Annotated in this window: 18 protein-coding genes; 9 read left to right on the forward strand and 9 right to left on the reverse strand. The window is 68.3% G+C overall.

Translation table 11 applies throughout. The annotated features are described in order from the left end of the window. The first annotated feature begins 305 nt into the window (after positions 1-305). The 3 genes from LO763_RS10020 (at position 306) to LO763_RS10030 (ending at position 5,634) form a co-directional block, all read left to right on the forward strand. Entirely contained in the window at positions 306-1,721 is a 1,416-nt protein-coding gene (locus LO763_RS10020; protein ID WP_230601835.1) for an ATP-binding protein, read from the forward strand. Between the two features lie 11 nt (positions 1,722-1,732). After that, the gene (locus LO763_RS29730) at positions 1,733-4,663 is read left to right on the forward strand and encodes a Z1 domain-containing protein (RefSeq protein ID WP_230601836.1); all 2,931 of its coding nucleotides are present in this window, start codon (positions 1,733-1,735) and stop codon (positions 4,661-4,663) included. Positions 4,664-5,295: 632 nt separating this feature from the next. Continuing rightward, positions 5,296-5,634: a hypothetical protein gene (locus LO763_RS10030; RefSeq protein WP_230601837.1), complete on the forward strand. Its 339-nt coding sequence runs from the start codon at positions 5,296-5,298 to the stop codon at positions 5,632-5,634. A gap of 250 nt (positions 5,635-5,884) precedes the next feature. Here the strand turns inward: LO763_RS10030 and LO763_RS10035 are convergent, their stop codons facing one another. The 3 genes from LO763_RS10035 to LO763_RS10045 all read right to left on the reverse strand — a co-directional run bounded on the left by LO763_RS10035 (position 5,885) and on the right by LO763_RS10045 (position 8,862). Next, entirely contained in the window at positions 5,885-6,517 is a 633-nt protein-coding gene (locus tag LO763_RS10035; protein WP_230601838.1) for a hypothetical protein, read from the reverse strand. 139 nt (positions 6,518-6,656) lie between these two features. Beyond that, positions 6,657-7,967, reverse strand: a complete 1,311-nt coding sequence (locus LO763_RS10040; RefSeq protein WP_230601839.1) for a DNA cytosine methyltransferase — start codon at positions 7,965-7,967, stop codon at positions 6,657-6,659. A gap of 205 nt (positions 7,968-8,172) precedes the next feature. Continuing rightward, positions 8,173-8,862, reverse strand: a complete 690-nt coding sequence (locus LO763_RS10045) for a KpnI family restriction enzyme N-terminal domain-containing protein (RefSeq protein ID WP_230601840.1) — start codon at positions 8,860-8,862, stop codon at positions 8,173-8,175. 117 nt (positions 8,863-8,979) lie between these two features. Here LO763_RS10045 and LO763_RS10050 point away from each other — a divergent pair, with 117 nt between their 5' ends. The 3 genes from LO763_RS10050 to LO763_RS29735 are packed head-to-tail and all read left to right on the forward strand — an operon-like array spanning position 8,980 to position 13,064. Continuing rightward, positions 8,980-10,389 (forward strand): ParB N-terminal domain-containing protein, encoded by a 1,410-nt coding sequence (locus LO763_RS10050; protein ID WP_230601841.1) that lies wholly within the window; start codon positions 8,980-8,982, stop codon positions 10,387-10,389. A gap of 10 nt (positions 10,390-10,399) precedes the next feature. Next, positions 10,400-12,220 carry a DEAD/DEAH box helicase gene (locus LO763_RS10055; RefSeq protein ID WP_230601842.1) on the forward strand — a complete coding sequence of 607 codons (1,821 nt, stop codon included), beginning with the start codon at positions 10,400-10,402 and terminating at the stop codon, positions 12,218-12,220. Further along, a complete protein-coding gene (locus LO763_RS29735; protein ID WP_230601843.1) occupies positions 12,204-13,064 on the forward strand; it encodes a protein NO VEIN domain-containing protein in 861 nt (286 codons plus the stop codon). Before LO763_RS10055 ends, LO763_RS29735 begins: the two co-directional genes overlap by 17 nt. On the opposite strand, the gene LO763_RS10065 is transcribed toward LO763_RS29735, so the two are convergent. Both LO763_RS10065 and LO763_RS10070 read right to left on the reverse strand, forming a co-directional pair. Then, the gene (locus tag LO763_RS10065) at positions 13,020-13,538 is read right to left on the reverse strand and encodes a very short patch repair endonuclease (RefSeq protein ID WP_255672187.1); all 519 of its coding nucleotides are present in this window, start codon (positions 13,536-13,538) and stop codon (positions 13,020-13,022) included. The two genes, LO763_RS29735 and LO763_RS10065, sit on opposite strands and share 45 nt — an antisense overlap. 128 nt (positions 13,539-13,666) lie before the next feature. Then, positions 13,667-14,413, reverse strand: coding sequence for a hypothetical protein (locus LO763_RS10070; protein ID WP_230601845.1), 747 nt, complete (start codon positions 14,411-14,413; stop codon positions 13,667-13,669). A 429-nt stretch (positions 14,414-14,842) separates the two neighbouring features. On the opposite strand from LO763_RS10070, the gene LO763_RS10075 reads away from it, so the two are divergent. Next, positions 14,843-16,303 (forward strand): NF041680 family putative transposase, encoded by a 1,461-nt coding sequence (locus LO763_RS10075; protein WP_230601846.1) that lies wholly within the window; start codon positions 14,843-14,845, stop codon positions 16,301-16,303. An 87-nt stretch (positions 16,304-16,390) separates the two neighbouring features. Continuing rightward, positions 16,391-19,060, forward strand: coding sequence for a CHAT domain-containing protein (locus LO763_RS29740; protein WP_230601847.1), 2,670 nt, complete (start codon positions 16,391-16,393; stop codon positions 19,058-19,060). A gap of 181 nt (positions 19,061-19,241) precedes the next feature. On the opposite strand, the gene LO763_RS10085 is transcribed toward LO763_RS29740, so the two are convergent. The 3 genes from LO763_RS10085 to LO763_RS10095 form a co-directional block, all read right to left on the reverse strand. Next, the gene (locus LO763_RS10085; protein WP_230601848.1) at positions 19,242-19,934 is read right to left on the reverse strand and encodes a DUF6338 family protein; all 693 of its coding nucleotides are present in this window, start codon (positions 19,932-19,934) and stop codon (positions 19,242-19,244) included. 555 nt (positions 19,935-20,489) lie between these two features. Beyond that, the gene (locus tag LO763_RS10090) at positions 20,490-21,335 is read right to left on the reverse strand and encodes an aldo/keto reductase (protein WP_230601849.1); all 846 of its coding nucleotides are present in this window, start codon (positions 21,333-21,335) and stop codon (positions 20,490-20,492) included. 14 nt (positions 21,336-21,349) lie between these two features. Then, positions 21,350-22,402 carry a glycoside hydrolase family 113 protein gene (locus LO763_RS10095; RefSeq protein WP_230601850.1) on the reverse strand — a complete coding sequence of 351 codons (1,053 nt, stop codon included), beginning with the start codon at positions 22,400-22,402 and terminating at the stop codon, positions 21,350-21,352. A 118-nt stretch (positions 22,403-22,520) separates the two neighbouring features. Between LO763_RS10095 and LO763_RS10100 the strand changes: the two genes are divergently transcribed. Then, complete coding sequence (locus LO763_RS10100) at positions 22,521-23,144, forward strand: TetR/AcrR family transcriptional regulator (protein ID WP_230601851.1); 624 nt, start codon at positions 22,521-22,523, stop codon at positions 23,142-23,144. 604 nt (positions 23,145-23,748) lie between these two features. On the opposite strand, the gene LO763_RS10105 is transcribed toward LO763_RS10100, so the two are convergent. Continuing rightward, positions 23,749-24,060 (reverse strand): hypothetical protein, encoded by a 312-nt coding sequence (locus LO763_RS10105; protein ID WP_230601852.1) that lies wholly within the window; start codon positions 24,058-24,060, stop codon positions 23,749-23,751. Positions 24,061-24,259 lie beyond the last annotated feature (199 nt).

The raw sequence follows: 24,259 nt of genomic DNA on the forward strand, positions 1-24,259 counted from the left end.
GGCTATTGCCGACACCGGACGCAGCAGTTCAGCCGGAACCCCCCGGCGTGCGTGCGGCGAGAGGCGGCGCCTCGACGGACACGGTCGAGTCCGTGGGCGCGCCCGCCGCTCATGTACTCTCTGGACAGCCGCTCCAGTAGCGACCCGATCTCATAATCCGATGCAATCCAGACATCTCTACCTCTGGGGGCGTTCCGCTCGTGACCCGTTCGTCAATCTGGCAAGATGAAGTCCCTGTGCGCCTCCGAAAGCAGATCCCGCCGGCGCCGGGCTACGGTGAAGCGCTTGCCAGTCAAGGATACGGATTGTACGAGGCAGTCGCAGACCTGATCGACAATTCCATCGACGCAGGTGCGGACAGGATCGAGGTTCGCTTCCTCGCCGATGATGAACGCGTGCGGAACCTGCTTTTGGTCGACAACGGCAACGGTATGGACGAATCGGCGCTCGACGCGGCTATGACAGTAGGGTTGCGCCGCGCCTACCGCTCTGGATCGCTCGGTAAGTTCGGCGCAGGGCTCAAAGCCGCCTCCCTCTCCAACGCCTCCTCCCTGACCGTCTTGAGCCGGACGGCCGAAACAGGCGGCGCGGGGCGGCGCATGGAGGCCCGCGAGTACGCTGCCGACTTCAGCTGCGGAACGGTCGACACCAGTTTTGCTGCGGCTCTACTAGACCGGTACGGGCACATCACCTCCCCGCACGGCACGGTCATACGCTGGGACCGGGTTCGAGCGTTCGAGACCGTTGCGAACGACGGCGCGGCCCGGTACCTGTCAGAGGTGATCGACGCGCTGGACACCCATCTTGAGCTCCGCTTCCACCGCTTCATCACCGAGGGGCTACGGATCGACATCGTGTTGGAGCACGCTGACACTGGTGAGGTGATCGAGGTCGAGAACTGCGAGCCGCTCGACCCCTTCGGGTACCGGCTGACCGGCAAGCGCGGATACCCGACCGTGTTCCGGGCCGATGTCGAGGGAATCGGCACCGTCGAGCTGACCGCCCACATCTGGCCGGCGAGGTCCAGGGATCCCGGCTTCCGGCGGGTCGGGCCCCTGCTTGGTCGGCAGGGCTTCTACTTCTTCCGGCACCGGCGCCTGGTGCAGGCAGGTGGCTGGAACGGCTACCGCGTTGCGGAGAACCACCTCAGTCTCGCCCGAGTCTCAATCAACTTGCCGGAAGACGCCGACGAGGTGTTCCGCCTGAATGTGAAGAAGGACGGCATCGTCGCAAGCCCGGCGTTCGCCCGCGGGCTCGAGGCCGCAAGGGATGATCTCGGCAGGACCTTCCGGCAGTACCTGGAGGACGCTGAGAAGGCCTACCGCGAAGGCGGCTCCCGAACGGTGCAGCGTCCCGCCAGGGTTTACCCGGGGAAGGGCCTCGAGCCGAAAGTGCGTAAGACCGTCAAGAACGAGTTCGAGGAGCTGAAGGGGCAGGAACCCATCTCGTTCATCTGGGTGCCCCTACCAGACGACCGGTTCTTCGAGCTGGACCGCGAGGACCACGTCGTCAAGCTGAACCGCAGGTATCGCGACGCCTTCAACGGGGAGCGCAGGGGAGGCCTCAACGACGCGCCTGTCATGAAGAGCTTGCTGTACCTGCAGCTTGAGGAGTTCTTCCGCATGAACCGGTGGGAGCAGAAGCGCGTGGACCAGCTCGAGTACACGAACACGGTCCTGCTCGCGGCAGTGCGCAGCCAGCTCGACTGGATGACTCGGTAGAGGGGGCCGACGTGGAAGACGAACTTCTCAAGGCCTACGGTGCTGCGCTGCGGGAGATGTCGGTACCGAGAAGCCTGCGGCGGATGGTCGGAACCGTGCTCGACGCTGACGAACTGCCCCCCGGACTCAACGAGTGCTCAGTCGCCGACCGCGTCTCCGCGGGCGACCGCGAGCTCCTCGAGCAATGGGAGGGGAACCTCGGTGGATGGGACCTCGAACCCGCACCTGAATGGGCGGAGGGAACCAAGGCCCAGACCCGTGAGCGGCGCGACGTCGTATATGACCGCCTCAGGATAGGAAGCGGGCTCAAGGCAGCCCTCGACGCCGCCTTCCCCGTCTACGTTGACCCCAGCTACACCATGATCGCTGAACCCGGTTTCACGCCCTGGTACGGCGATGAGCAGGCAGTCGGCCGGTTCTACTGGCCCCGCTATCAGGACTACCTGCGGTCCAAGGGCTTCGGCAACCGCACGATCTCGCGCTTGCGCGCGGCCACCCGCGAGGTCGTCGAACGGTTGGCTGATCCCGAGCAGGAGCCCCCCCGCCAGACCAAAGGGCTGGTTGTCGGGCATGTGCAGTCCGGCAAGACAACAAACTTCACCGGCGTCATCGCCAGGGCGATCGACGCGGGGTACCGCCTGGTGATCGTCCTGAGCGGTACCTTCGACCTCCTGCGCGAGCAAACCCAGCGCCGCCTGGACAAGGAGCTGATCGGGCAGGAGAACATACTCCTTGACAGGGACCCCGAGGACCCTGAGGCGCTCATCGGCGTCGATTACAGCGACGACCACGAATGGGACCAGTTCGCCAAGTTCGGAGGGCGTCCATCGCACCTCGGTGGATGCGACATCGTGCGGCTCACGACGCAGGCGAGGGACTACCACAGCCTGCAAGGGGGTATCCAGACACTTCGGCTTGAAAAGCGCAACCCCCGGTTGCCGCTGTACTCTCCGGAGAACCTTCACCACGCAGCAGCCAGGGTTGCGATAGTGAAGAAGAACTCCCGGGTACTTGAGAAGCTCGTCGCAGACCTGAAACAGGTTAAATCCGTTCTCGCCGAGCTACCGGTGCTGATCATCGACGACGAGTCCGACCAAGCGTCCATCGACACCACTTCCCCTAAGAAGCAACGGGTCGAAGGCCGACGGAAGCGGACAGCCATCAACGGGCACATCACAGCGTTGCTGGCGATGATGCCGCGCGCGCAGTACATCGGATACACCGCTACGCCGTTCGCCAATGTCTTCATCAACCCCGACGACAGCCAAGACCTCTTTCCCAGCGATTTCGTGCTCTCATTGAGGACCCCGGACGGGTACGTCGGCGCAGGGGACCTCTTCGACCTGCAGACTGCAGAGGCCGGGCGGGAGAGCACCCTTTCCGCTTCGAACGAGAAGGCCTTCATCCGGGGGGTGTGGGACGACCGCGGCGGCCAGTTGCAGGAGGCCATCGACGCCTTCCTGCTCTCAGGTGCGCTCAAGCTCTACAGGGGCCGACACGGTGCCGACGAGGGCCCGTTCAGGCACCACACAATGCTCGTACACGAATCCGTCCGGACTGCGGACCACCGCGAGCTCGCAGACAGGGTCAAGCGGATGTGGGACGAGTCGGCGCCGCTTACGCGATCAGGCCTCCAGCGGCTCAGGACGCTGTATGAGCAGGACTTCGTCCCGGTCAGTTCTGCCCGCGCTGGCGACTCGCCGATGCCTGCCTCGTTCGAGGAGCTGCGGGGAGACATCGCCCGGGCGCGCCAGATGATCAAGGAAGACGGGCCGGTCCGTGTCGTCAACGGCGACAAGAACAAAGACTACGAGGACGTCGACTTCGACCGAACCGACCGAGTCTGGAAGATCATCGTCGGCGGCACGAAGCTGTCTCGCGGGTTTACTGTCGAAGGGCTCACAGTCTCTTATTACCGCAGGCCTACGAAGCAGGCCGACACGCTCATGCAGATGGCCCGCTGGTTCGGCTACCGACCCGGGTACGCGGACCTCGTCCGGCTCTACCTGGGGCGCGACGAGTCCAGCGGACAGACTTCGGTTGATATCCTCGAGGCTTTCAGGGCAGCATGCCTCGACGAGGAGGACTTCCGCGGCCAGCTGCGCCGATACGCCACTATGGAGAACGGTCGCCCGCAAGTCACGCCTTCGAACGTCCTTCCGATGGTCCGCCAGACGCTACCGTGGTTGAAGCCGACAGCGGTTAACAAGATGTGGAACACCGAACTGGTCGGGATGACGGCGCCAGGAGACGCGTACGAGCCGAAGATGTACCCGCTCGGTCCCGATGCAAGGGCGAATCTCGAGGTCTGGGCGCCGGTACTCGCAGAGGCGGGGGAGGAATCGACCGGAGCAAGGATGCCGTCGGGGCGTGCAGTCCTAGTGAAGGCGACGACAATCGGGCACGACGAATGCGTAAGCCTTCTCAAGCGGCTGAAGTGGCAGGACAGGGGTGCACAGCTCGAGCCCTACCTTCGAGGCTTGGAAGAAGCGGGCACCGGTTCCAACGCCATTACTGACTGGCTCGTGCTGTTCCCCCAGCTCAAGTCGAGTAACGCGGTCAGGGCCAGACTGCTCGGTTTCGGTCCGTTCACCCTGAGCACCAGGTCCCATCTCGGCAAGAAAGGTGCACTGGGCCGAATCGCACCTGGAAACGACCGCACTGACATCGAGGATTTGATGCGTCGCGCCCTCGACGGCGCGACCCTCGGCCCTACCCTCGACGTCGGTCCGCATCGCGGGGTGATCCTGGCGTACCCGATGGTTCAAGACAAGCTTTCGTCCCAGCTCAGTCTCCGGGACCACGATGAGATCGACCCTGAGCAGGTAGCCATCGGAACAGCCTTGATGGCGCCTCGCAGTTCCAGCGGCGGCAGATATGAAGTCCGATTCAGGGCCAAGGGCGCCGGAGACGCCGCGATCGTTGAGAGGCCAACGGCCTGAATTCGCTGGATTAAGCTTTCCCTGCAAGTGGCCCGTACTGCTGCACGCGCCGGTCGAACGGGAGGTCGTTACCCGGTCCGCCACCCGGCCCCAGGCCGTCCGGGGCAGGCGTCGCACCTGCGATGGCAATACAGCCTGTGACCGGCCCCGAGATTAAGGACAAGCATCGAGCGCGCTCGGGGCCCGGCATATTGCTGAACCGGAAACGGCGTCGTAACAGGTCGGGGTTCTGCGGTTCCGCACTGAGAGGTACCGGGTTTGGATCGGTGACGGTGGTGCCGGTACCAGTGGTGATGAAACACTGGTGTACAGGTATAGCCGACGCCTCCAGCCCGGGCAGCAGGCCAGCGGGGACGCCATCCAGGAGTATGAGGAGGCGCGGGAACGCGGGTGCTCGCTCCGATCAGTCGTTGCTGGAGGGACACACGTTCGTGACCGGGCATCGTCGGCGGTGCTGAATCCACTGCTCCTGCTCCAACCGCGTGGATGATCTCATTGACCGGAACGAGGCCGATCGGAAGTATTTTCGCGGGTCAGCCCGAATGCACCGGGTTCGCGCGGCTCGGAAATCAAGTCAGCCTCGAGAGCGCGGCGGAGGGCGGGATAATCGGTGCCGAGCCGAGGAGGGAACGATGATCATCAATGTGGACCGTTCGAGCGTCGCGATGGGCGACGACATCCGGCCGCACGCCGAGACGGTCGATCTGCCGGAGTCGAGCACGATCGCCGAGGCCGTGGCCTATCTGCGGCAGCGGAAGTACCTCGCGCCGATCGCGGGAGGGCGGGCGACGTGGGTCCTGGAGGTGAACGGCAGGCCCGCGGCCGTGATCGCGCAGCAGTGGGCCGAGCCGAAGTTCGCCGTCGACCCGTCCGACACGCTCGGCTCCTTCGGCGGCGAGGTCTCCCTCATGTTCAGGTACCGGGCGCAGATCGACCCCGACGACCTCTACGACACGCTCTCGGGGGACTGACGGCGAACCTGCGGTAAGGAGCTGTCAGGTCGGTGAGTTCGAGCAGCGAATCACCCCGAACAGTCGGGCCGCCGTAGAGCCCGGCGCGGAACGCTGTCAGTGATTCCGCGCCACCGGCAAGATCGACCCCGGGAAGGGACGGCAACCAAAACCCTTACAGTCGGTGACTTCTTGCGTCGCAATAAGGATCGCCGAGTAAGGACTTCGTTTCGCGGGATCCTTCCACCCGTACGCAGGTTAAAAAATCAAGTTAGCTGAGGAGGTCATTCAGCTTTGCGAGCAGTGCCCTGCAGTCGTCGACGCGTCGTTGGTTGAATCCAGGGTCTCGGGAGTCGACGGGCGCGTCGGTTGCATTGTGGTCGTGGATGTCGAGCGCGACCATCTGGCGAAGCAGGTCCGCTTCGTACTTGGTGATCGCCAGCGTAAGCATCGTTTCCCCCGCCGCCGCAGCCCCTGCAGGCTCGGCCCGGGTTCGGATGACCTCTCCTTCGCGCACGAAGACCTTGTCCTCGACGCCACTTTTCTCGATGTAGATAGCGCGCTCGAAGATACGCAGGGTGCCGTCGGGAGCCGCACCAAAGTCGGCCACGATCCTGCGGAGTTCGGCCTCGATGGTCGAATCGCGGTGGTCCGCGTCCAACGGGTTGGCCTCGATAGCGACGCCGCGGTGGCGCAGCGTGCCGTTCTCGTCGAGCTCGGGGACCATCGCAACACCGATCATGCCGCGCACCCCGACCTTGACGAAGTATCCGTCCCCTGTCCGCCCGTCGTCTTCCCACGCGACCTTCTGGTAGTCGCCGGAAGCGATCCCGGCCCCCACTTCAGCTTCAGTGATGGGCGGGTTGACGCTGATCGCCTCGTACACGTAGACGTCTTCGCTCATGCTCAGTCCTCCCGGTGGTAGGGCGTCTCGAAGTCTATGGGATCCGGAGCAGCCTGGCCGGCCCGCTAAACCAAGCCGGAGCAGGGCTTCAGGCTGTCCTTGGGGCCCGCGCGGAGGCGGCGGTGCGCCATACACGGGCTCAGCTGATCCGCGACTGCTGCTGCGCGAACTTCTTGTTGCGGTCGTGGTCCAGCTGGCCGATGAAAGCTTCGAACCTTTCGAGCTTGTACGCCCAGGCCCCGTTGGAGCGCTGCTCCATCTCCACCTTGAAGTCGCGGCCCAGGTGGTTGATGTGCCTCTCGATCTCGGCCACCTTCATCTCGATGCCCTCCCGCAGCAGCTTCTCCTCTATCTGGAGGGGGGTGAGCGACCGGTTGGCGCTTCGGAGGATCCTGTACACGGGATCGTGCACGGTGCTGGTCGACTCGATCAACTGCTTTGGCTGACCGGTCTTCAGCAGCGCCTTCCGGATCACCGCCCCGAGGTCTTTAGCGACTGGAGGGGGGAAGGCGTTCCCGATCTGGCGGTACACGGAGGTCTTGCGGCCGTGGAACCGCCATCCGGAGAACTCCGGCCCGGTCCAGCCCTGGATCCGCGCGACCATGGCATTGGTCAGCCGCGGCCCCGGCGCGTCCCCCGCCGGCTCCCATCCTGGACCCGGCGCCATGTCGGCGACGCCCATGGCGTCGACTCCTAGGAGCGACCACGCCCGCTTCGCCCTCGTCGGCCCGAGGTCCGCTCCGCCGTGCCGCTTGGACCCCCCGACGATCGTCGGGGCGACGCCGTTGGCGGTGACTGCCCATTTCTCGACGAGCTCGCGCTCCCAGCCGTTGGCGGACATGAGGTCTTTGAGGAGCTCTCCAACAGTCGGCGGCTCTTCCGCGTGCCGCTCAGGCCAGGAGAAGTACGGGGCGTACTCCTCCCGCAGCGCGATCAGGACGAACCGCGGACGCTGCTGGGAGACTCCGAAGCTGCTGGCGTGGAGCAGGCTCCACTCGGCTATGTAGCCGTGCTCGTGGAGCCTGTCGAGGACGTGCTGCCGGTAGGCCGAGAACCGGTTGCCGCTCAACCCCCTCACGTTCTCCAGCATCAGCGCTTTGGGCTTGACCCGGCCGCAGAGCTCCACCGCCCATGCGAAGAGGTCCCGCTCGTCGTGGGCGCCGAGCTGCTTGCCTGCGATGCTGAAGGGGGGGCACGGGACGCCGCCGGCGAGCAAGTCGACGCCTTCGAAGTCCTCCGGCCTCCAGACTTCGGCAGAGGCCACGTCGCCGACCTTGACGACCTGGTCCCCGTTCGCGAGGTTCTGGCGGAGGGTTTCGGCGGCGTTGGGGTCGAGCTCCACTGCCAGCCGGTGCGCGAACCCGGCCCTCTCCAGCCCGAGGGACTGGCCTCCGGCGCCGGCGCAGATCTCAACCACGTCGAGTTGGCGGTCTGATCCGGTCCGTGACATCGGCTGGCCTCTCCATCCCGGGGCTTCGAACAGGACGTCTACCCATGGATATCCCCAGGTCGGCATATACGTCATCGCATGAGCAGGAAAACCGCGCCGCCTGGCAACGGCTGGTCTGCTGCAGTCTAGTCGCCGGGTGCGTCAAAGCTGAGCGGCCGGGTTCGGCCGGGGGCCTCAACTAAACGAAACCGGTTCTCGTTTCTGGTCAGTCGGGCTTCTCAACCTCGGCGCGGAGCTGGTCGCGGTACTCAGGAGGCAGGGCGCGGTAAGCGCTCCAAAGGAGCTCGAGGTCGGACCAATCCCTCTCGTCCCGGGCCATCCACTGCGCGAGCTGCCGCTTCGCGGCCTCGTCCAGTGCTCCGATCCGCTCCTGCAGCTTGTCGAGGCGCCGCGCGCTCTTCGCCGAGCCCGACCGGCACCGCTTGCACTCGGCCATGGGCCCGGTCTTCCGCGAACCGTCCGGCAGCACGACCTCCTTGCGGAAGACGGACAGCACGGCGGTGTTGACGGGGTCGTCCGGATACGACTCGCCCCCGGTGATCCCGCAGGTCCTGCACATGTAGCCGTCGCGTTCCATCGTCTCCCCGCGCACCTTGGCGCTCAGCGGCTTCTCCCGCTGGCTTGCGCGCCGCGCTTCCCGGTCCCAGACGGGGGCGCCGATCTTAACGAGCCGCTGGGCCTCGGCGGACAGCCTCGCGTCACTGGTGTTGGTGTGGATCACCCAGCCGTGGTCCCGGAGGTCGCGGATGCGGCGGTCGGCCTGGGCCACACCGGGAAACGCCTCAGCGATCTGCTGCTTCGTGAAAGTGTTGCCCTCTCCGACGACCTGCTTCAGCCACAGGGCGCCGCGCACCATGGTGCCGGCTTCGAGTTCGTCCCAGGCGGGTTCGGACATGCGCTGCTCCGTTTCATCAGGGGTTCGGTCGGCGACGCTGCAGTGGTTCCGAGAAGGTCACCACCGCCTGACATGATGTCATGGAGCATAAGGAGTCCCGTGTCCTATGGAGGGGTCATGCGAGCAGAGCTGGGGCGGCCGGCGCAAGGCGACAAGATCCGCGCGATCGCCGAGGAGCGCCAGAAGCAGGCCAGGCAGGAGGACGGCGCCAAGATCACCGTCCCGTGGCGCGGGGGCGAGGAGAAGCACCTCTACGTGATCGCCGTGCCGGTCAACCTGCTCTACTTCAACCCCGACACCCACCGCGTGCGAGCCCAGCGCACGCTCGATCCCAAGAGGGACGACGTCCTGGACGCGGACCCGTGGGGAGAGGAGGCGCAGGACTACCTCCACCACCTGCTCCGGTGCAAGCCCTCCGACCCGGACAAGGTCGACCCCGACTACACCGCCTTGAAGGAGGAGCTGGAGGCCTTCGACCAGCGGGAGCCGGGCATCATCACCCCCGACGGCGTCCTCGTCGACGGGAACACCCGCTGCGCTGCGCTGAAGGACCTGGGCAGGGAGTACATCCGCGTCGGCGTCCTCCCCGAGGACACCTCCTCGGACGACATCAACAACGTCGAGTTGAGGATCCAGCTCCGCCGCGACAAGCGCAGGGAGTACTCGTACATCAACCAGCTCATGGCCATCGAGGACGAGCTCAGGAAGGGGCGGAAGGAGGACGACGTCGCGAAGGACTTCAACATCAAGGTGAAGACCCTCCAGCTGGACCGCCAGGTGTACAAGATGATCATCGACGTGATCGAGCGGAGCGAGGCCCCGGACGGGAGCAGGCTCCGCCTGGTCGACTTCGAGGACCAGCAGGAGAAGCTCCGGGAGCTCCAGCGCGACTACAGCAAGCTTGCCAAGAGCAACCCCCAAGAGGCGGAGCAGCTGAAGGAGTCCCGGCTCGCGGCGCTCTTCCTGAGCTTCCCGAAGACCTCCATGCGCCTGGTCGAGCCCGACTTCTACGACCGCTACCTGGCGCGCAACCTCCCCGACGAGCTCCGCCCCCAGGACGAGGCCCCGGAGACGGTCGCCGTTCCCGGGCTCGACGGGGTCGAGGTCCAAGGAGACTCCCCCCAGGTCAAGAAGGTCCGCAGCCTGACCGACCAGGTCTTGCGGGATCTCGCGGCCACCAGGTCTGTCAGCTCTGACCAGAAGGCTGCTGCTAGGGCGCGCGGGCGCCTGGACAAGGCCGACAAGGTCTTCGCCACCGCAGCGAAGCTGGCGGGGCAGAACGAGCAGCTCAGGAAGCGCCAGATCGCAGTCCCAGACCGGATCACCGACGCCGCCGACTACATCCGCCAGTGCGAGGCCGAGTTCGCCGAGGCGAAGGCGAAGGGAGTTCTCGACGAGGACGCGCTCGACGACGCCCTCATCGTGCTCAGGGACGAGCTGGCGCGCCTCGCGAAGCACGCGGCGAGGGCCTTCGACACCCCCGGCGACGGCGTCCAGTGGCTGCTCGACTCGGCCCGGAACGTCTAAGGCGGCTCTGATGGCGGAGCAGAGCCTTCGGCTCGGATTCAGCGACGACACGGCCCACGTGGTGCTCAGGGCCAGTCCCGGCGGCGAGGACGACCTGCGCCGACTGGCGCTGCGCTTCAGCAGCTGCGTCCAGCGGTCGGCCACCACCCTCGAGGTGGAGCTCGACGACCTCCTCGCGAACCTGGCGGCCCTCGCCGGGTGGCCGGACAAGGCGGGGGTCGAATGGGCGCCTACGCTCAAGGCGCTCGTCACCGACTCCGCGTCCGACGCGCAGCGGGTGTCCAAGCGGCTCGACCCCGCCACCGACGACGCCGACTCGGTCGACCCGCCAGAGGTCCCCGACCTGCTGGGACCGGACTGGACCGGCCCGCTGACGCCGTTCCAGCAGAGGGACGTAGCGAAGCTCCTGTCGCTCCGCCACGGGGCCAACTTCTCAGTCCCCGGAGCGGGGAAGACGAGGGTGGGCCTCGCCGTGTTCCACGCGCTCCGCCGAAGCCAGGCCGTCGAGCGCCTCCTCGTGGTCGGGCCCAAGTCCTCATACGAGGCGTGGCTCGAGGAGAACAGCGAATGCCTCGCCCGGCCGCTGCGGATGAAGGTCCTCGACGGGCGCCCGGACCCGGCCGCGGACTCCCTCATCGTCAATTACGAGCGCCTCAGCCGATCGGTCGGCGAGCTCGGGCAGTGGCTCTCCGAGGCCCCCTCGATGCTGCTGCTGGACGAGGCCCACCGGATGAAGCGCGGCGCCGGGGGCGTCTACGGGGCCGCCTGCCTCGCCCTGGGCCCCCTCGCCCGCCGCAGGCTCGTCCTCACCGGCACACCCGCGCCGAACGGCGCCCGCGACCTCGAGAGCCTCTTCGGCTTCGTCTGGCCCGGCTACGGGCGGAGGACCGTGGTCCAGGCGGTGGCGGGCGGCGACCTGGCGAAGGCGAGCAAGGTGCTGAGGCCCCTCTTCACGCGGACCACGAAGAAGGAGCTCGACCTGCCGAAGATGGAACCCAAGGTGAGGTGGGTCTCCATGCCTCCGAGGCACCGCGAGGTGTACGACGCCCTGACCGGCCAGTTCTCAGCGCGCGCAGCAGGGTACGAGGCCGACTTCCAGAGCCTGGGGGGGACGATCGCGTACCTGCTGATGGCGGCGACGAGCCCGGCGCTCCTGTCGGTCGGCAGCACCAGGCACGAGCCGCTCGAGTACCGGGTCCCGCCGCTCGGGGTGCCGGACGACTCGTCGCTGTTCGAGCTGATGAAGGACCTGCCCAGCTACGAGATGTCGCCCAAGTACGCGGAGGCGCTCCACATCGTCGCGGGCAACGCCGAGCAGGGCAGGAAGACCCTGGTCTGGTCGACGTTCATCCGGAGCCTGAACACCCTGGAGCGGATGATGGCCCGGTTCTCGCCCGCGGTCGTCCACGGGGGCACCGAGGACCGGGAAGAGCAGATCAAGAGGTTCCGCGAGGACGACGACTGCAAGGTCCTCCTCTCGAACCCCGCCACGCTCGGGGAGGGCATCAGCCTCCACCACGACTGCCACGACGCGGTCTACATCGACCGCGACTTCGCCGCCGGCCGGTTCCTGCAGAGCCTCGACAGGATCCACCGGCTGGGCCTCCCTCCCGACACGGACCTGAGCGTCACCGTCCTCGCCTCTGAAGGGACGATCGACGAGGTCGTCGCCCAGCGGCTGGACGACAAGCTGCGCTTCATGGGCGGGATCCTCGACGACCCCTCGCTGAGGGAGCTCGGCGACCTCGGGGAGGACGAGCCGGTGAGCGGAGGGTTGAACCCCGAGGACATCCGAGCGCTGATGGGGCACCTCCGTGGCCATCCCGCCTGAGCCGATCCTCCGCGCCGCCGCCCGCTGGCTGGACCTGCTGCCGTCGACCGGGGCGGCGAGGTCGAGGGCGATCCTGAACTCCCACAGCGGCTTCAGCGACATCACGCCCACCCAGTACGAGACCGCTTACGACTGGCTGGAGAAGACCGGGCTGCTGGAGGGCCCCCGGGACGGGGGCAGCCCAGCGCACTCCGTGCTGGAACACTCGCTCGTCTGCGACGCGCCCCCCTGGCTCCAGGACGCCGACCTCCTCGTCCGCGGGCCGGACGAGCTGCCTGCAGACGCGGCGCGGGCTGCGGAGGCGCTCGGGTTGAGCCTCAGCGAGGCGTACGCCTGCGTGGCGGCGGCTTGGGGGAAGGTCGACACCGCGGAACGCAAGCGGATCGGCGACGCGGGCGAGCTCGCACTGGCGAAGCTCATCGAGGCTGAGACAGCCGCTGACGTCGACCACGTCGCCGCTCGAAGCGACGGCCTCGGATTCGACCTCCTCGTGAAATGCAGGACCTTTCAGTCGCACATCGAGGTCAAGTCGACGACGAGGAGGAGCAGGCTCTCTATCTACCTCTCCCGCAACGAGTTCGAGACCATGAAGCGGGACCGCGACTGGCTGCTCGTAGCGGTCCGGCTGGACGAGCGCATGCGCATCCTCGCGACCGGGACCGTCTCGCGGGACTGGCTGTCGCTCAACGCGCCCTCGGACAGGGGACCGCACGGCAGGTGGGAGTCCTTCCGCCTCGACGTGCCGCCAAGCGAGCTCGAACCGGGGATACCGGCCCTCGCCGACCAGCTGGTGTCCGACTCAGGCGACCCGCTCATCACCGGGGGCCTCGCCTGGGACAGGTAGCGCCGCCCCCGCGGCCGCCGACCTGGCTGCGGCGGACCGCCTGGCGGCCACCGCTTCGCTGATCGCCGTGGCGCAGCCTCCCGCGTGCTCGTGCTCCCAGAAGCGCAGCACCAGCCAGCCCTCCCCGAAAAGGCGCTCGTCGGTCTCGACATCGCGGGCCTTGTTGCGTGCGATCTTCTCCTGCCAATACGCGGAGTTCGTCTTCGGGAGGCGGAAGTGCTCGGGGCAGCCGTGCCAGTAGCAGCCGTCGATGAACACGGCCACCTTGGTCGGCCGGAAGACCAGGTCGGCCGTGCGGCGCATACCCGGCAGCGGCTTCGCCGCCACCCGGTACCGGAGGCCCGAGGCGTGCACCAGGCTCCTGATCGCGAGCTCGGGGCGCGTGTCCCGGTTGCGGTTGCCCAGCATGCTCTTCCTGTTGCCCGGAGACGACGCCCATGAGCCCTCGGGCGCAGTCCAGGGCTCCTGCTCCATCGATTCACTCAACACGGATGCAGTGTACGAGTGCCGTCCGACATGCCGAAGCGGCCCGCGGCGGGCCCGAGGCAGCCCCGGCGCCCGAAGGGCGGGCGCGCCGACCTCGGCAGCTCCTCGCCGGGGCGTCAGAGCGGGCGCGGACCCGGCTGCCGTGCCGGACCCTCTGCAAGCAGGGGCGGGGCCGCCATTGAAGCGCTGTCCGCCAAGCCGCTGCCCTGATGCACGGCATCGGCCTCCGAGACCCCTCGGAGCCGACGAGACGCAGCGGACCCGAGCTCGGCCGCCGCTGCAGGTCCGAGGTGGCCCAGGCCGGCGAGGGCGCTGAGGAGCTCAGGCGCGAGGACTGGCTGCAGCGCCAGGGACTCGGGGTCGGCAGCGACAAGAGCCCAAGCCGGTCCGAGGCGGTCGGCGAGGGCTTCATGGACGGCGGCCCGTTCTGCTTCGGGCAAGGCCTGGTAGATGTCGCAGGCGATCGCATGGGCCAGCTCCTGCTCGGCGTAGTCGGCAAGGCCGGTCGGGACCTTCGCAGAGCCGGGGTTGTCGACGGCGAGTGCTGCGCTTGCCGCGGCCCACCATGACCGGTGCCCCGCCCGGTCGGCTTCGATGTAGGGCCCGAAAGGGTGCTCCGGGTCGTCGGTTCCGACGAGGTGCTGGTCGCGGTGCGCGGCGGCGAGTCCGATAGCGGTCCTCCATCGCTCGTAGGCGGTTTCGTCGCAGGGGGCGTCGCCGAAGGCAGCCGTCCAGGCGGGCCGCTCAGCCGCAGCGTGCTGGGCGAGGCGGTCGACGTGAGTCTTGATGGCGTCTGCGACGCGGTCGAGGTAGCGCCGGAGGTCCGCGGGGACGACGTCGCTCTCGTGGAGCGGCGCGGGCACCGCCGCCCAGGGAAGCGGATGCGGCGTTGCTTCAGCTGCCCGGACGCGCTGATGCCAGGTCAGCTCGTGGCCGGCTTCGAGGGCGAGGTCGGCGAGGGTGCGGCCGGGAGCGAGTTCGTTGATGAGTTCTGCTGGGTCGCCGCCGGCGTTCTCCCAGGCTTTGGTGGTCCATGCAATAGCCGGCCAGGCTTGGCCGGTGTGGGTGGGGTCGAGTTCGATCAGGCGGGTTTGGCGTTCGATGCGCCAGGCGAGGCTCTCGGCGTGGGAGTCGAGGCCGTCGAAATCGCGTTGCGCGGCGGCACGGCGCAGTGCCTTAGCTTGTCTTTTAACCTGTGGTGCTGGTCAGAGCACCCCGCTTGCGGGCGAGTGAAGCCCTTGCTTGATGATTCTTGTTGCGACGCAAGAACATCGATATAGCAAGGGCTTCGTTTGTCTATTCTTCCTGAACCAGGCGCTGCTGCGGGCGCCGGGGCACTGTCGGCGTTCCGCGCCGGGCTCTATCAGTGCCTGACTGCGCGAGCGGACACGCTGTTCGAGCTCGTCGAGGCACTGCTGTGCCAGAGCGACTCGGTGACCTCGTTCCCGGCCTTGTCGTTGGCCGAGGTGTTCCGGCGCGGGCACGGGGCGCTCTATGACGCGCTCGGGGCCGGCCGGATCGATGCCGGCCGCCTCCGTAACTTGCTCGCGGCCGGGCCGATCAGGCGCCTTGGCGGTCGGATCGTCCTTGCCGTGGACCTCACCCATTGGCTGCGTCCGGATGCGAACCGCAGCCCCGATCGGCTGTTCTGCCATGTGTATGGGCGTGGCCGCTCCGCTGACCAGTTCATCCCAGGATGGTCCTATGCCATGGTGGCGGCGCTGGAATCGGGCGCCTCGTCATGGACGCAGATCCTGGACGCGGCCCGGATCGGCCCGGACGACGACGTGCAAGCCGTGACCGCGGCGCAGGTGCGCGGGGTGGTCGAACGGTTGACCGCTGCCGGTCATCACCGCGAGGGCGATCAGCCGATCCTGGTGGTCGCCGATGCCGGATACGATGCGGCTCGTCTGGCGTGGTGCCTGCGGGACCTGCCGGTCACCGTGACCGCCAGGGTGGGGTCGGACCGGGTCTTCTACGCTCGACCGACCCGGCAGGCCGCGGCCGGCGGTCGGGGAGGACGGCCGCCGAAACACGGGACCGCCCACCGGCTGGCCGAGCCTGACAGCTGGGTATCGCCGACGCATCGCACCGCCTGCGAGACCGCTCGCTACGGCAGATTGGAAGCCAGATCGTGGAATCGGCTCCACCCGCGGCTGACCCAACGGGCCGCCTGGATCGGGGCCGGAGCCGAGCTGCCGGTCATCGACGGGACACTAACGCGCATTACCGTCGACCGGCTCCCGCATGAGGGCAGTCCAAAACCGGTATGGCTCTGGACCTCGGCCGCCGGACTGTCCGCGGCCGAACTCGATGGGATCTGGGCGGCATGGCTGCGCCGCTTCGACATCGAGCACACCTTCCGGTTCCTCAAGCAGGCTCTGGGATGGACTACACCCCGGCCGCGGCATCCGGCCCAGGCCGATGTCTGGACCTGGATCGTCATCGCCGCGTTCACCCAGCTCGGGCTCGCCCGCGGCCTGATCGCGGATCGGCGTCTGCCCTGGGAGGCGCCGACCGATCCGGGGAAGCTGACACCGACCCGCGTCCGGCGCGGGTTTCGGAACCTCCGCCCCGACCTGAACTGTCCGGCCCGGGCACCGAAACCTTCCCGGCCAGGACCCGGGAGACCCAAAGGCCGCCGCAATGCCCGACGCGCACCCCTCTACGATCCCGGCAAGACCACCAAACGCAACAGAAACCTCACACAACAAGGCGCAGAACCAAAAGCCGCCCAACCGCCCCCAGGTTAAAAGACAAGCTTAAGGCCCGGGCGGTGGGCTCAAACGCCTCCTGAGTCGGGTGGTCGGCGGGGATTGCCCGGTGGACATAAAATCGGTGTGGTAAGCCGGGGCTTCGGTGCGGGGATTGGTGACAGCTTCGCTTACGTCCTCACCTACGACCAGGTTCAGCACGATCTGGGCCTGTTGAGGAGCGACGCCTTGCAAACCCGACTCGTGCAGATCGCCCAGCTCATCGCCGGTTACGAAGCAACTGGTATTGGCGGCTTCATCTCCAGGGCCGAGAGGCTCAGTCGAAACCTCGAACGTGAAGCGCCGCCGTATTTGGCGGCCACCGCGGTCGCCATGCGCGGCACCGTGCTCTGGACCAGGTTCGAGCACGCCCGCAAGCCGGCGGATCTGGAGGAGGCCATCGCGTGCTTTGAGCGGTCGGTCGTCCTCGCGGACTTTGATGCCGACGCCAGAGCATCGGCGCACGCCGAGCTGGCGGCCCTGGCGCGGTTGCGGTGGGAGACTCATGGCGGGGCCGAGGACATCGAGACCGGGCTCGAACATATCGAGAAGGCCCTCGACGCCACCGACCGCTCCGCCCAGAACTACTCTGGGCGCCAGGTGAAGAAGGCCAGCCTGCTGGAGGCCCGCTACCTCGTCCTCGGCGACCGCGACGATCTCGACGCCGCCGCTCTGAACTACGAGCGCGCGCTGGCGGCTTCCATGAGTCTGCTCGGCCTTGGGGCGGCCTCCTATGACGTCGCGATGAAGGCCGGCACGCACTCGAACCTGGCGCTGCTGCTCGTCACCGGCCAGGCCGCCATCCCGCGGCCGCAGCTCGACAAGGCGCTGCGGCACGCGGAGACGGCAGTGGGCATGGTCCCCGAGCGGCACCGCTTGCACGCACGATTCTTGTCGAACCTCTCGCAGGTGCGGCTGCGTCGCTACGAGGAGACCCGTGAGCTCGGCGAGCTGCAGGCCGCCCTGCGGGCCTGCGAAGACGCCGTAGCCGCCACTCGCGCCGGCGATGCCGCCGCCCCCATCCGGAACCTGTGCCTCGCGCGAATACTCGACGCGCGCTTGCGCCACGACCCTCATCCGTTGTACGTCGACCGGCAAGTCCGGCTCACCCGCCGCATCCAGACGCTCCCGCGAAGCAGCGAATCAGTGGTGGCGCAGGCGACTCTTTTGGAGGCCAAGGCGCTGCGGACAGGAAGCGAGTTCGCATCGAGCCGCCAGTTCGCGTCTGCCGAGCGGCGCCTCGAGAGGTTCGCGCGCCGATGGCGGCTCCCGGCCGACCTCCAGACCGCTGTGCTCGAGGAGTGGGCCCACCTCGCGCTCCGGCGCTCCCCGCAGCAGGCGCTGCCGCGCTTCGAGCAAGCGGTCGAACGACTGTCCGTACTGGTACCCAGAAGGGCCGTGAGCCTCGACGAGATCCAGCTGCTCGCCGACTTCCGCGGACTCGCCGGTGACGCCGCGGCCTGCGCGGTCAAGGCAGGACGCCCTGACCGGGCCGTCGCGCTGCTGGAGCGGGGGCGCGGAGTCCTCCTCACCCGCCAGCTGGGCATCGATCATCCGCTACGGCGGCTCGCGCGCGACCATCCGCGGGTCGCCGCGGAATTCGAGAGGACCAGGGACCGGCTCAACACCCGGCGGCCGTCCGATCCGAAAGAGCGCGAGCGGCTCGCCCGGGAATTCGGTGTGATGATCACCGAGGTCAGGGCGCTCGGCGGCTATGCGGACTTCTTCGACTTCGACTTCGATCTCCGGCAGGTCGCCGACCGTGCGCCGCTGGTGTGGCTGAACGTGTCCCAGCTCGGCTCGCACGCGATCATCGCCCGCGACGGGTTCGAGGTCGTCGAACTCGCCGAATCGGTGGACGAGCGGACAGTCCGCTCCGCCGTCGTCAAGTTGCAGCGCGCGGCGGTCGGCGGACCCGACCAGGCGCGCGTGACGGAGTCGGTGCTGGAGTGGATCTGGTCGAATCTCACCGCCCCGGTCCTGCGCCGCTTGGGGATCGACGGCCCGCCGCCAGACGGCCGCTACCCGACCGTGTGCTGGATTCCGACCGGACTCGCGACGCAGCTGCCGCTCCACGCCGCCGGGCGGGACGGCGAGGCCGTCATCGACCGGGTGGTCTCGACCTACGCTCCTACCGCGATGAGCCTGCGCGAGAAGACGACGACGCGACCGGACGGCCCGGTGCGGGCCGTGGTGGTGTCGGTCGCATCGCATGACGGACTGCCACGGCTCAAGGCCGCGGAGAAGGAGGCCGCCGCGGTCGCGGGCCGTGTGCCGGGGGCCGAGGTCTTGAAGGACGGGGAGGCCACCGCCGCAACGGTGCGAGCAGCCTTGCGGAACGCGGAGCTGGCGCACTTCACCTGCCACGCCGAGGCGCCCGACCACGCCGACCCCGGCTCGGGCGGGCTCATGCTCCACGGCGGCGAGCGGTTGTCCCCTCGCGATGTCCCGGTCTCCGAGTCCGCGTTGCTGGCGTTCCTGTCGGCCTGCCGCACTTCGCAACCGGCGATCGAGATGGTCGACGAGTCACTGCACACCGCCGGCGCCTTCAAACTCGCCGGCTACCGCAACGTCATCGGAACCCTCTGGCCGATCCGGGACCGGCAGGCTGTGGAGGTCGCGGACGCGTTCTATGGGCACCTCGACCATGAACGGCCGCAGACCTCAGCCGAGGCCTTGCACCAGGCACTCCGCGAGATCCGTTCACGCACGCCGAAGGACGCTCGGGCCTGGGCCGGGTATGTCCACTTCGGGTAATCGGCGCTCGGCTGAGGTGTCCGTACCGCCGTAGTCCTCGATATCGGGCGGACCACCGTCGAGGTCGCCTTTGGGTTGGAAGCCGATGGATTCGTCGTCGTCCCAGCCGCCGGGGTCCCCCCGGAAGCGGTGCTCCTCCTGCTCCGACGACTCGTCCTGCGGTGTGCTCTCACGGTCGTGTTCACTCATCGTCAGACGCCTCCTCGTTCTCGACCTCGCCGCGGTCCCGCTCACCGGCCCCGTGGAACTCCACGAAAGCGATCTCGTCGCCGTTGATCCACACGCCGTCGCTGGAGGGAACGGGCGGTCCGTAGACTTTGCCCGCTCCGGGCATGAACTGCCGTTCGAGGAACAGGTCCCTCCTGGAGGGGTCCGAGGCCGCGAACGACCGCGAACCCAGATACCCCAGGACGACGCGCTGGTCCTTGAGATGCACCCGGACGAAATCGGGGCGGCGGCGACTGAAGTGCCATTGCCAGGCATCAGGAGTGCGAATGTGATGGGCCAGCGCCGTGTAGTCGAGCACCGCCGCCGCCCAACGCGGACGGCGCGCCTTCACCGCGGTGGCCGCCACCGAGCCGACGAGGACCGGCCCCGCAACGAGCACCACCAGCGCCCACGCCGCGAACTCCCACGGGCTCGAAGTCCCCTCCCTGGCCGCCTCGACGAGCCGGAACGTCCAAGGCAGAGCGAGCGAATGCACAATGAGCGACCCGACAACCGTGCGCGCCAAGAACACCCGATCGTGCGTCTCGGGAGACCGCAGGCCGCGCATGTACGCCGAGTGCAGCAGAAAACCGGGAACGGTGAACAGCACCGGCACCGCGAGGCCCGAAACCACGGCCACCGCGGTCGAGGCGAGGACTTCGTTCACGATGCCTCCGAAAGGGGGGACCTGCATAATACTCAGGCTGCTCCAGCGGTGTCGCCGATCGGACTGCGGGCCACAGGTCGCCAGGAGCTTTATGGGTTTCGCGATACGCCCGCTTCTCGGGCCTGCCGAGCCGACCGCTGCGGATGCCGATGCCGTATCGGACCGTGAGCCCACGCTGTCTCACTCCGGATTTGAACGAGGCGCCGAGCCCCATCCGTCGACTGGTGGTGAGGTGTCGTGCGAGGGGACGAGGGCGCCTCTCCGCCACCTGCTCGACAGCCGATTCGGCACTGCTGCCGGAGGGAAATGCGGGGCCCGAAGCTTCGGCGTCACGGGAACACTGATCCGACAGGCCTCCCGGTCACGCCGTCTACCTTCGGTGGTGTGCGCAAAGGAGCGATTATCGGCTCGACCATGCATCGGTGACAGCGTGTGTTCTGGGTCCGGGCAGTCGGCGGCCGACTGCCCGAACCCGTTTTCAGCGGCTGGTGGCCGCGTCGGTGTCCTTGCCCGGGTCGTCCGGTTCGGAGTCGATGGCAAGGCCGGGCGCGGTTCTCATTCGTTCAGTTCGGCCATGTCCGTGGCGGTGAGGCGGAGGCCTGCGGCGGCGGTGTTCGCCATGAGGTGGTCGATGGAACTCGTGCCCGGGATCGCCAGGGTCGCGGGCGAGACGGCGAGGAGCCAGGCGAGGGCGATCTGCCTCGGTGCGGCGTCGTGCCGGGCGGCGACCGCCGCCAGGCGGTGCGCGTCGATCTGCTGCATGCCCCCGCCCAGGGGGAAGAAGGGCGCGTAGGCGATGCCCTCCCGCTCGCATCGCTCGAGGATCGCGGCGTCGCCCCGGTAGTGGACGTGGAACTGGTTCTGCACTGCGGCCACGGGGGCGATGGACCGGGCCTCCTCCAGTTGCGCGGCGTCGACGTTGCTGACGCCGAGGTGCCGGATGAGGCCTCCCTCGCGCAGTTCGGCCAGGGCGGCGAAGCGGTCGCCGATCGATTCGCCCGGCGTGGGCTCCATGCCGCCGGCGCGCAGGTAGGCCAGGTCGAGCCGCTCGACGCCGAGGCGCCGGAGGTCGTCCTCGACCAGGGCGCGCATGTCGTCGGGGCCGGCTTGTCCGGCGGGCCTGCCGTCCTGGAACAGCGGACCGAACTTCGTCGCGATCACCAGCTCGTCCGGGTACGGCGAGAGGGCCTCCCGGATGAGCTCATGCGAGCGGAGCGCCCCGGCGCCGTAGAAGCCGGCCGTGTCGAGGTGGTCGACGCCGAGGTCCGCGGCGCGTCGCAGGAGCGCGACCGCTGCCTCGGGGTCGCGGATCGAGCCGCCGATCGCGAGCCGCATCGCCCCGAGGCCGAGCCGCTTGACGGGGCGGTCGCCGCCGAGGGCGAACTTGTCGGGATTGCTCATGGGTGTTTCGCCTTTCAGGAGCGGGGGCGGGAGTAGCGGGACGCGACGGCGGCGAAGGCTTCCTTCGGCTCCCAGGGCATGTCGGGGTAGGTGGTGCCGCGGCCGCCGTCGAGGACGGCGACGATGCCCGGGCTGGCGAGGTCGAGGTCCTCGCGGCGGTCGCCGCCGGGCCGGTGGGGGTAGTTGTAGAGCGCGAAGAGGTGGACGAACGCGCTGTCGACGCCCTCCTCGGAGAAGAGGTCGAGCAGTTCCGCCAGGTAGGCGGCCTGGCCGGGCTCGTCGCGCTGGTACTCGCCGTCCAGGCGGGCCGTGCCCGTGCGCTCGTCCCAGCGGGCGATCTCCATGCTGCGGGGCGCGACGTCGGCGGCGCCGCGCCATGTCGCGCAGGCGAAGCCGGTGACCGCGACGGGTTTGTCGTGCGAGCGGACGAGGGTGCGCACGCCCTCGCGGAACCGGTCGGCGACCTCGGCGGAGCGGATGAGCTCGAGCGTCACGATGTCGAACAGGTCCCAGTCCAGCCGCTCGAACGGGATGGCCGCGTAGGTCACCTTCCCGTGGAACCGGTCGCGGACCGCCGCCACCGCCTCCCGGAGGAAGGCGTCGAGCCCGGCGCTCACGTCGGCGATGCGCTTTTGACGGCCGACCGGGTCGGCCAGGAGCCGCGCCACCCGGTCGTCGATGCCGTCGCCGTCGATGAACCCGCTGCTCATGACGCTCAGCTCGACGCCCGTGACGAAGACGACCTCGGCGCCCTCGGCGCGCAGCCGCTCGGCGCGTTCGGCGCAGTCGGCGAACAAGGGGAGCATCTCCCCGGTCTCCAGGCCGATGGGGTAGGGCGAGAACCAGACCTCCATGCCGAGGTCGGCCGCGTACCGCGCGGCGGTCTCGAGGCGGGCCGGGTCGCCGCCGATGATCTGGACCGCGTTGCAGTGCAGGTCGTCGCGGATGATCGTCAGCTCCCGCCGGACCGTGTCGGGGTCGAAGTCGGGCCGGGAGTCGAAGTGCTCCGGCGAAGCGCTGCTCGGTTGGTACAGGCCGGTGTCGTAGGCGATGCCCCTCGCACGCATGTGATCGGTCCTCCTCTTGGGTGTCGGGGTCCACGACGCTAACTCGAAAAATGCGCTCACGCAAGTTTACGGATACGTAAGTTTGCGCACCGGCATCGACGTGTGCCACGCTGGGACCGTGACGACGCGACGGACGGGGCTGCGCGAGCGAAAGAAGCAGGCCACCAGGGAGGCCCTGCGGCGCGCCGCCCTGCGCCTGGCACTGGAGCGCGGCCCTGAGAACGTCCGGGTCGACGACATCGCGGACGCCGCCGGGGTCTCCCCGAGGACCTACAACAACTACTTCTCCAGCCGCGAGCACGCGATCGTCGCCGCCGTCGTCGAGGACCGGGAGGAGCGGATCGCCGCGGCCGTGGCCGCCCGGCCCGCCACGGTGCGGTTGTCGGAGGCCGTCGCCGACGCCGTGGTCGAGCAGTACACCAACCCGGGCGACGAGGCGCGCGGGGCCATGATGATGATCACCACCAGCCCCGGTCTGCGAAGCTGCTACGTCGACGCCGCCGAATCCCTCACTGGGCCGCTGACCCGCGCGATCATCGAACGGGCCCCGGGCACCGATCCCATCGCCGCCGAGGTGCTCGCCGCCGGCGTCGGCGCCGCCACCAAGATCGCCGTCCGCGAATGGCTCCGCTCCGGGGCCGGGGACCTCGTCATCGCCGCCGGCTCCCTGCCCGACCTCATCCGGAAGGCGCTCCTGCCGCTCGCCCCCGCGCTCGACGCCACCATGACCGCACCGCCGTAAGTCGACCTCGGCAGACTGCCGGGGCGACGGCAAGCCTCAGAACCTCGTCATCTGCTGTGTCATCGCCATTGCGACCCACGCCCGTCGCGGGAGATCCCTCGACCGCTTCGCGCCCCCGCAACTGTCGCGCCCGAAACCACCCGGCCGTCTGTGGGGGCATGTGCTGAGCACCTTGCGACCCCGCGAGCCCAGATACCAGAAGAACCCCGCTCCGTCGGCAACACCTTCAACGGCGACGTCCGGAACGTCATCCAGGGAGGACACGTCGAAGTCCATGCGGGGCCGGTGGCCGTCGGCTCGCAGGAGGGGCCCTTGGCGCGAGCGGACTGGGTCGGGCGGGAACGCGATCTCGAGACGATAACCGAAGCGCTGCAGGAGGTCGGCCGGTGGCGCTCGCCGGCGTGAGCCTCTTCGATAGTGTCTACAGTGGCCTCAGTGACTCCGCCAGACGGCGCTACCGCCTGCTCGGCTCCCTGCCGAACGGCGAATTCGAGCGGGCGCTGACCGGGAATCTTCACCGGTTCGAAGAACTGGACCGTCGAAGGGGTCCCCGCGCCCTTCGCGGAACTGCTCGACACCGAGCGCGTTCGCCGCACGCTCGAACTCAACGGAGCGGCCGGACGCTGAGCACCGCCTCGCCCTCCCGGCCCCGGAGCTGCCAGCCGCCCGCATCGGGCTGACCGGCCTCGAACCAGACCGACACGGCCGCGTCCGCCGACCCGGGCGGAGAGGCTGAGCGCAGGCGCCGCCCGTCCTGTGCTGCCCGGACACTCGTCGCCACCGCCATCGGATGCTCCCGCAGCAGCTGCCAGCCTTCCTTGAGCGCCTCGGCATCGGTCAGCCGCCCATGGTGGCGGACGATGACGTCGGCACGATCGCGCGCGTCCACATCGAGACAGCGGACGTCGGCCGCCAAGTGCCCGGCGCCGTGGGGGACCAGGCCGAACGCGCAGCCCGGTCGGCCGTTTCAAGATGTCCCGGTTGCATGTTTACTCCGCCTGGGCCACCCCGTACGCCCGCGCCGAGCGGAGATGCAGATCAATCTGCGTGGCCCTCCGCACACGGTGATCGACCTATCCAAACCCTTGGGGCGCTGCGATACTCAACGGACCTCA

The sequence above is a fragment of the Glycomyces amatae genome (assembly GCF_020991375.1).
GTDB classification, from domain to species: Bacteria; Actinomycetota; Actinomycetes; order Mycobacteriales; family Micromonosporaceae; genus Glycomyces; species Glycomyces amatae.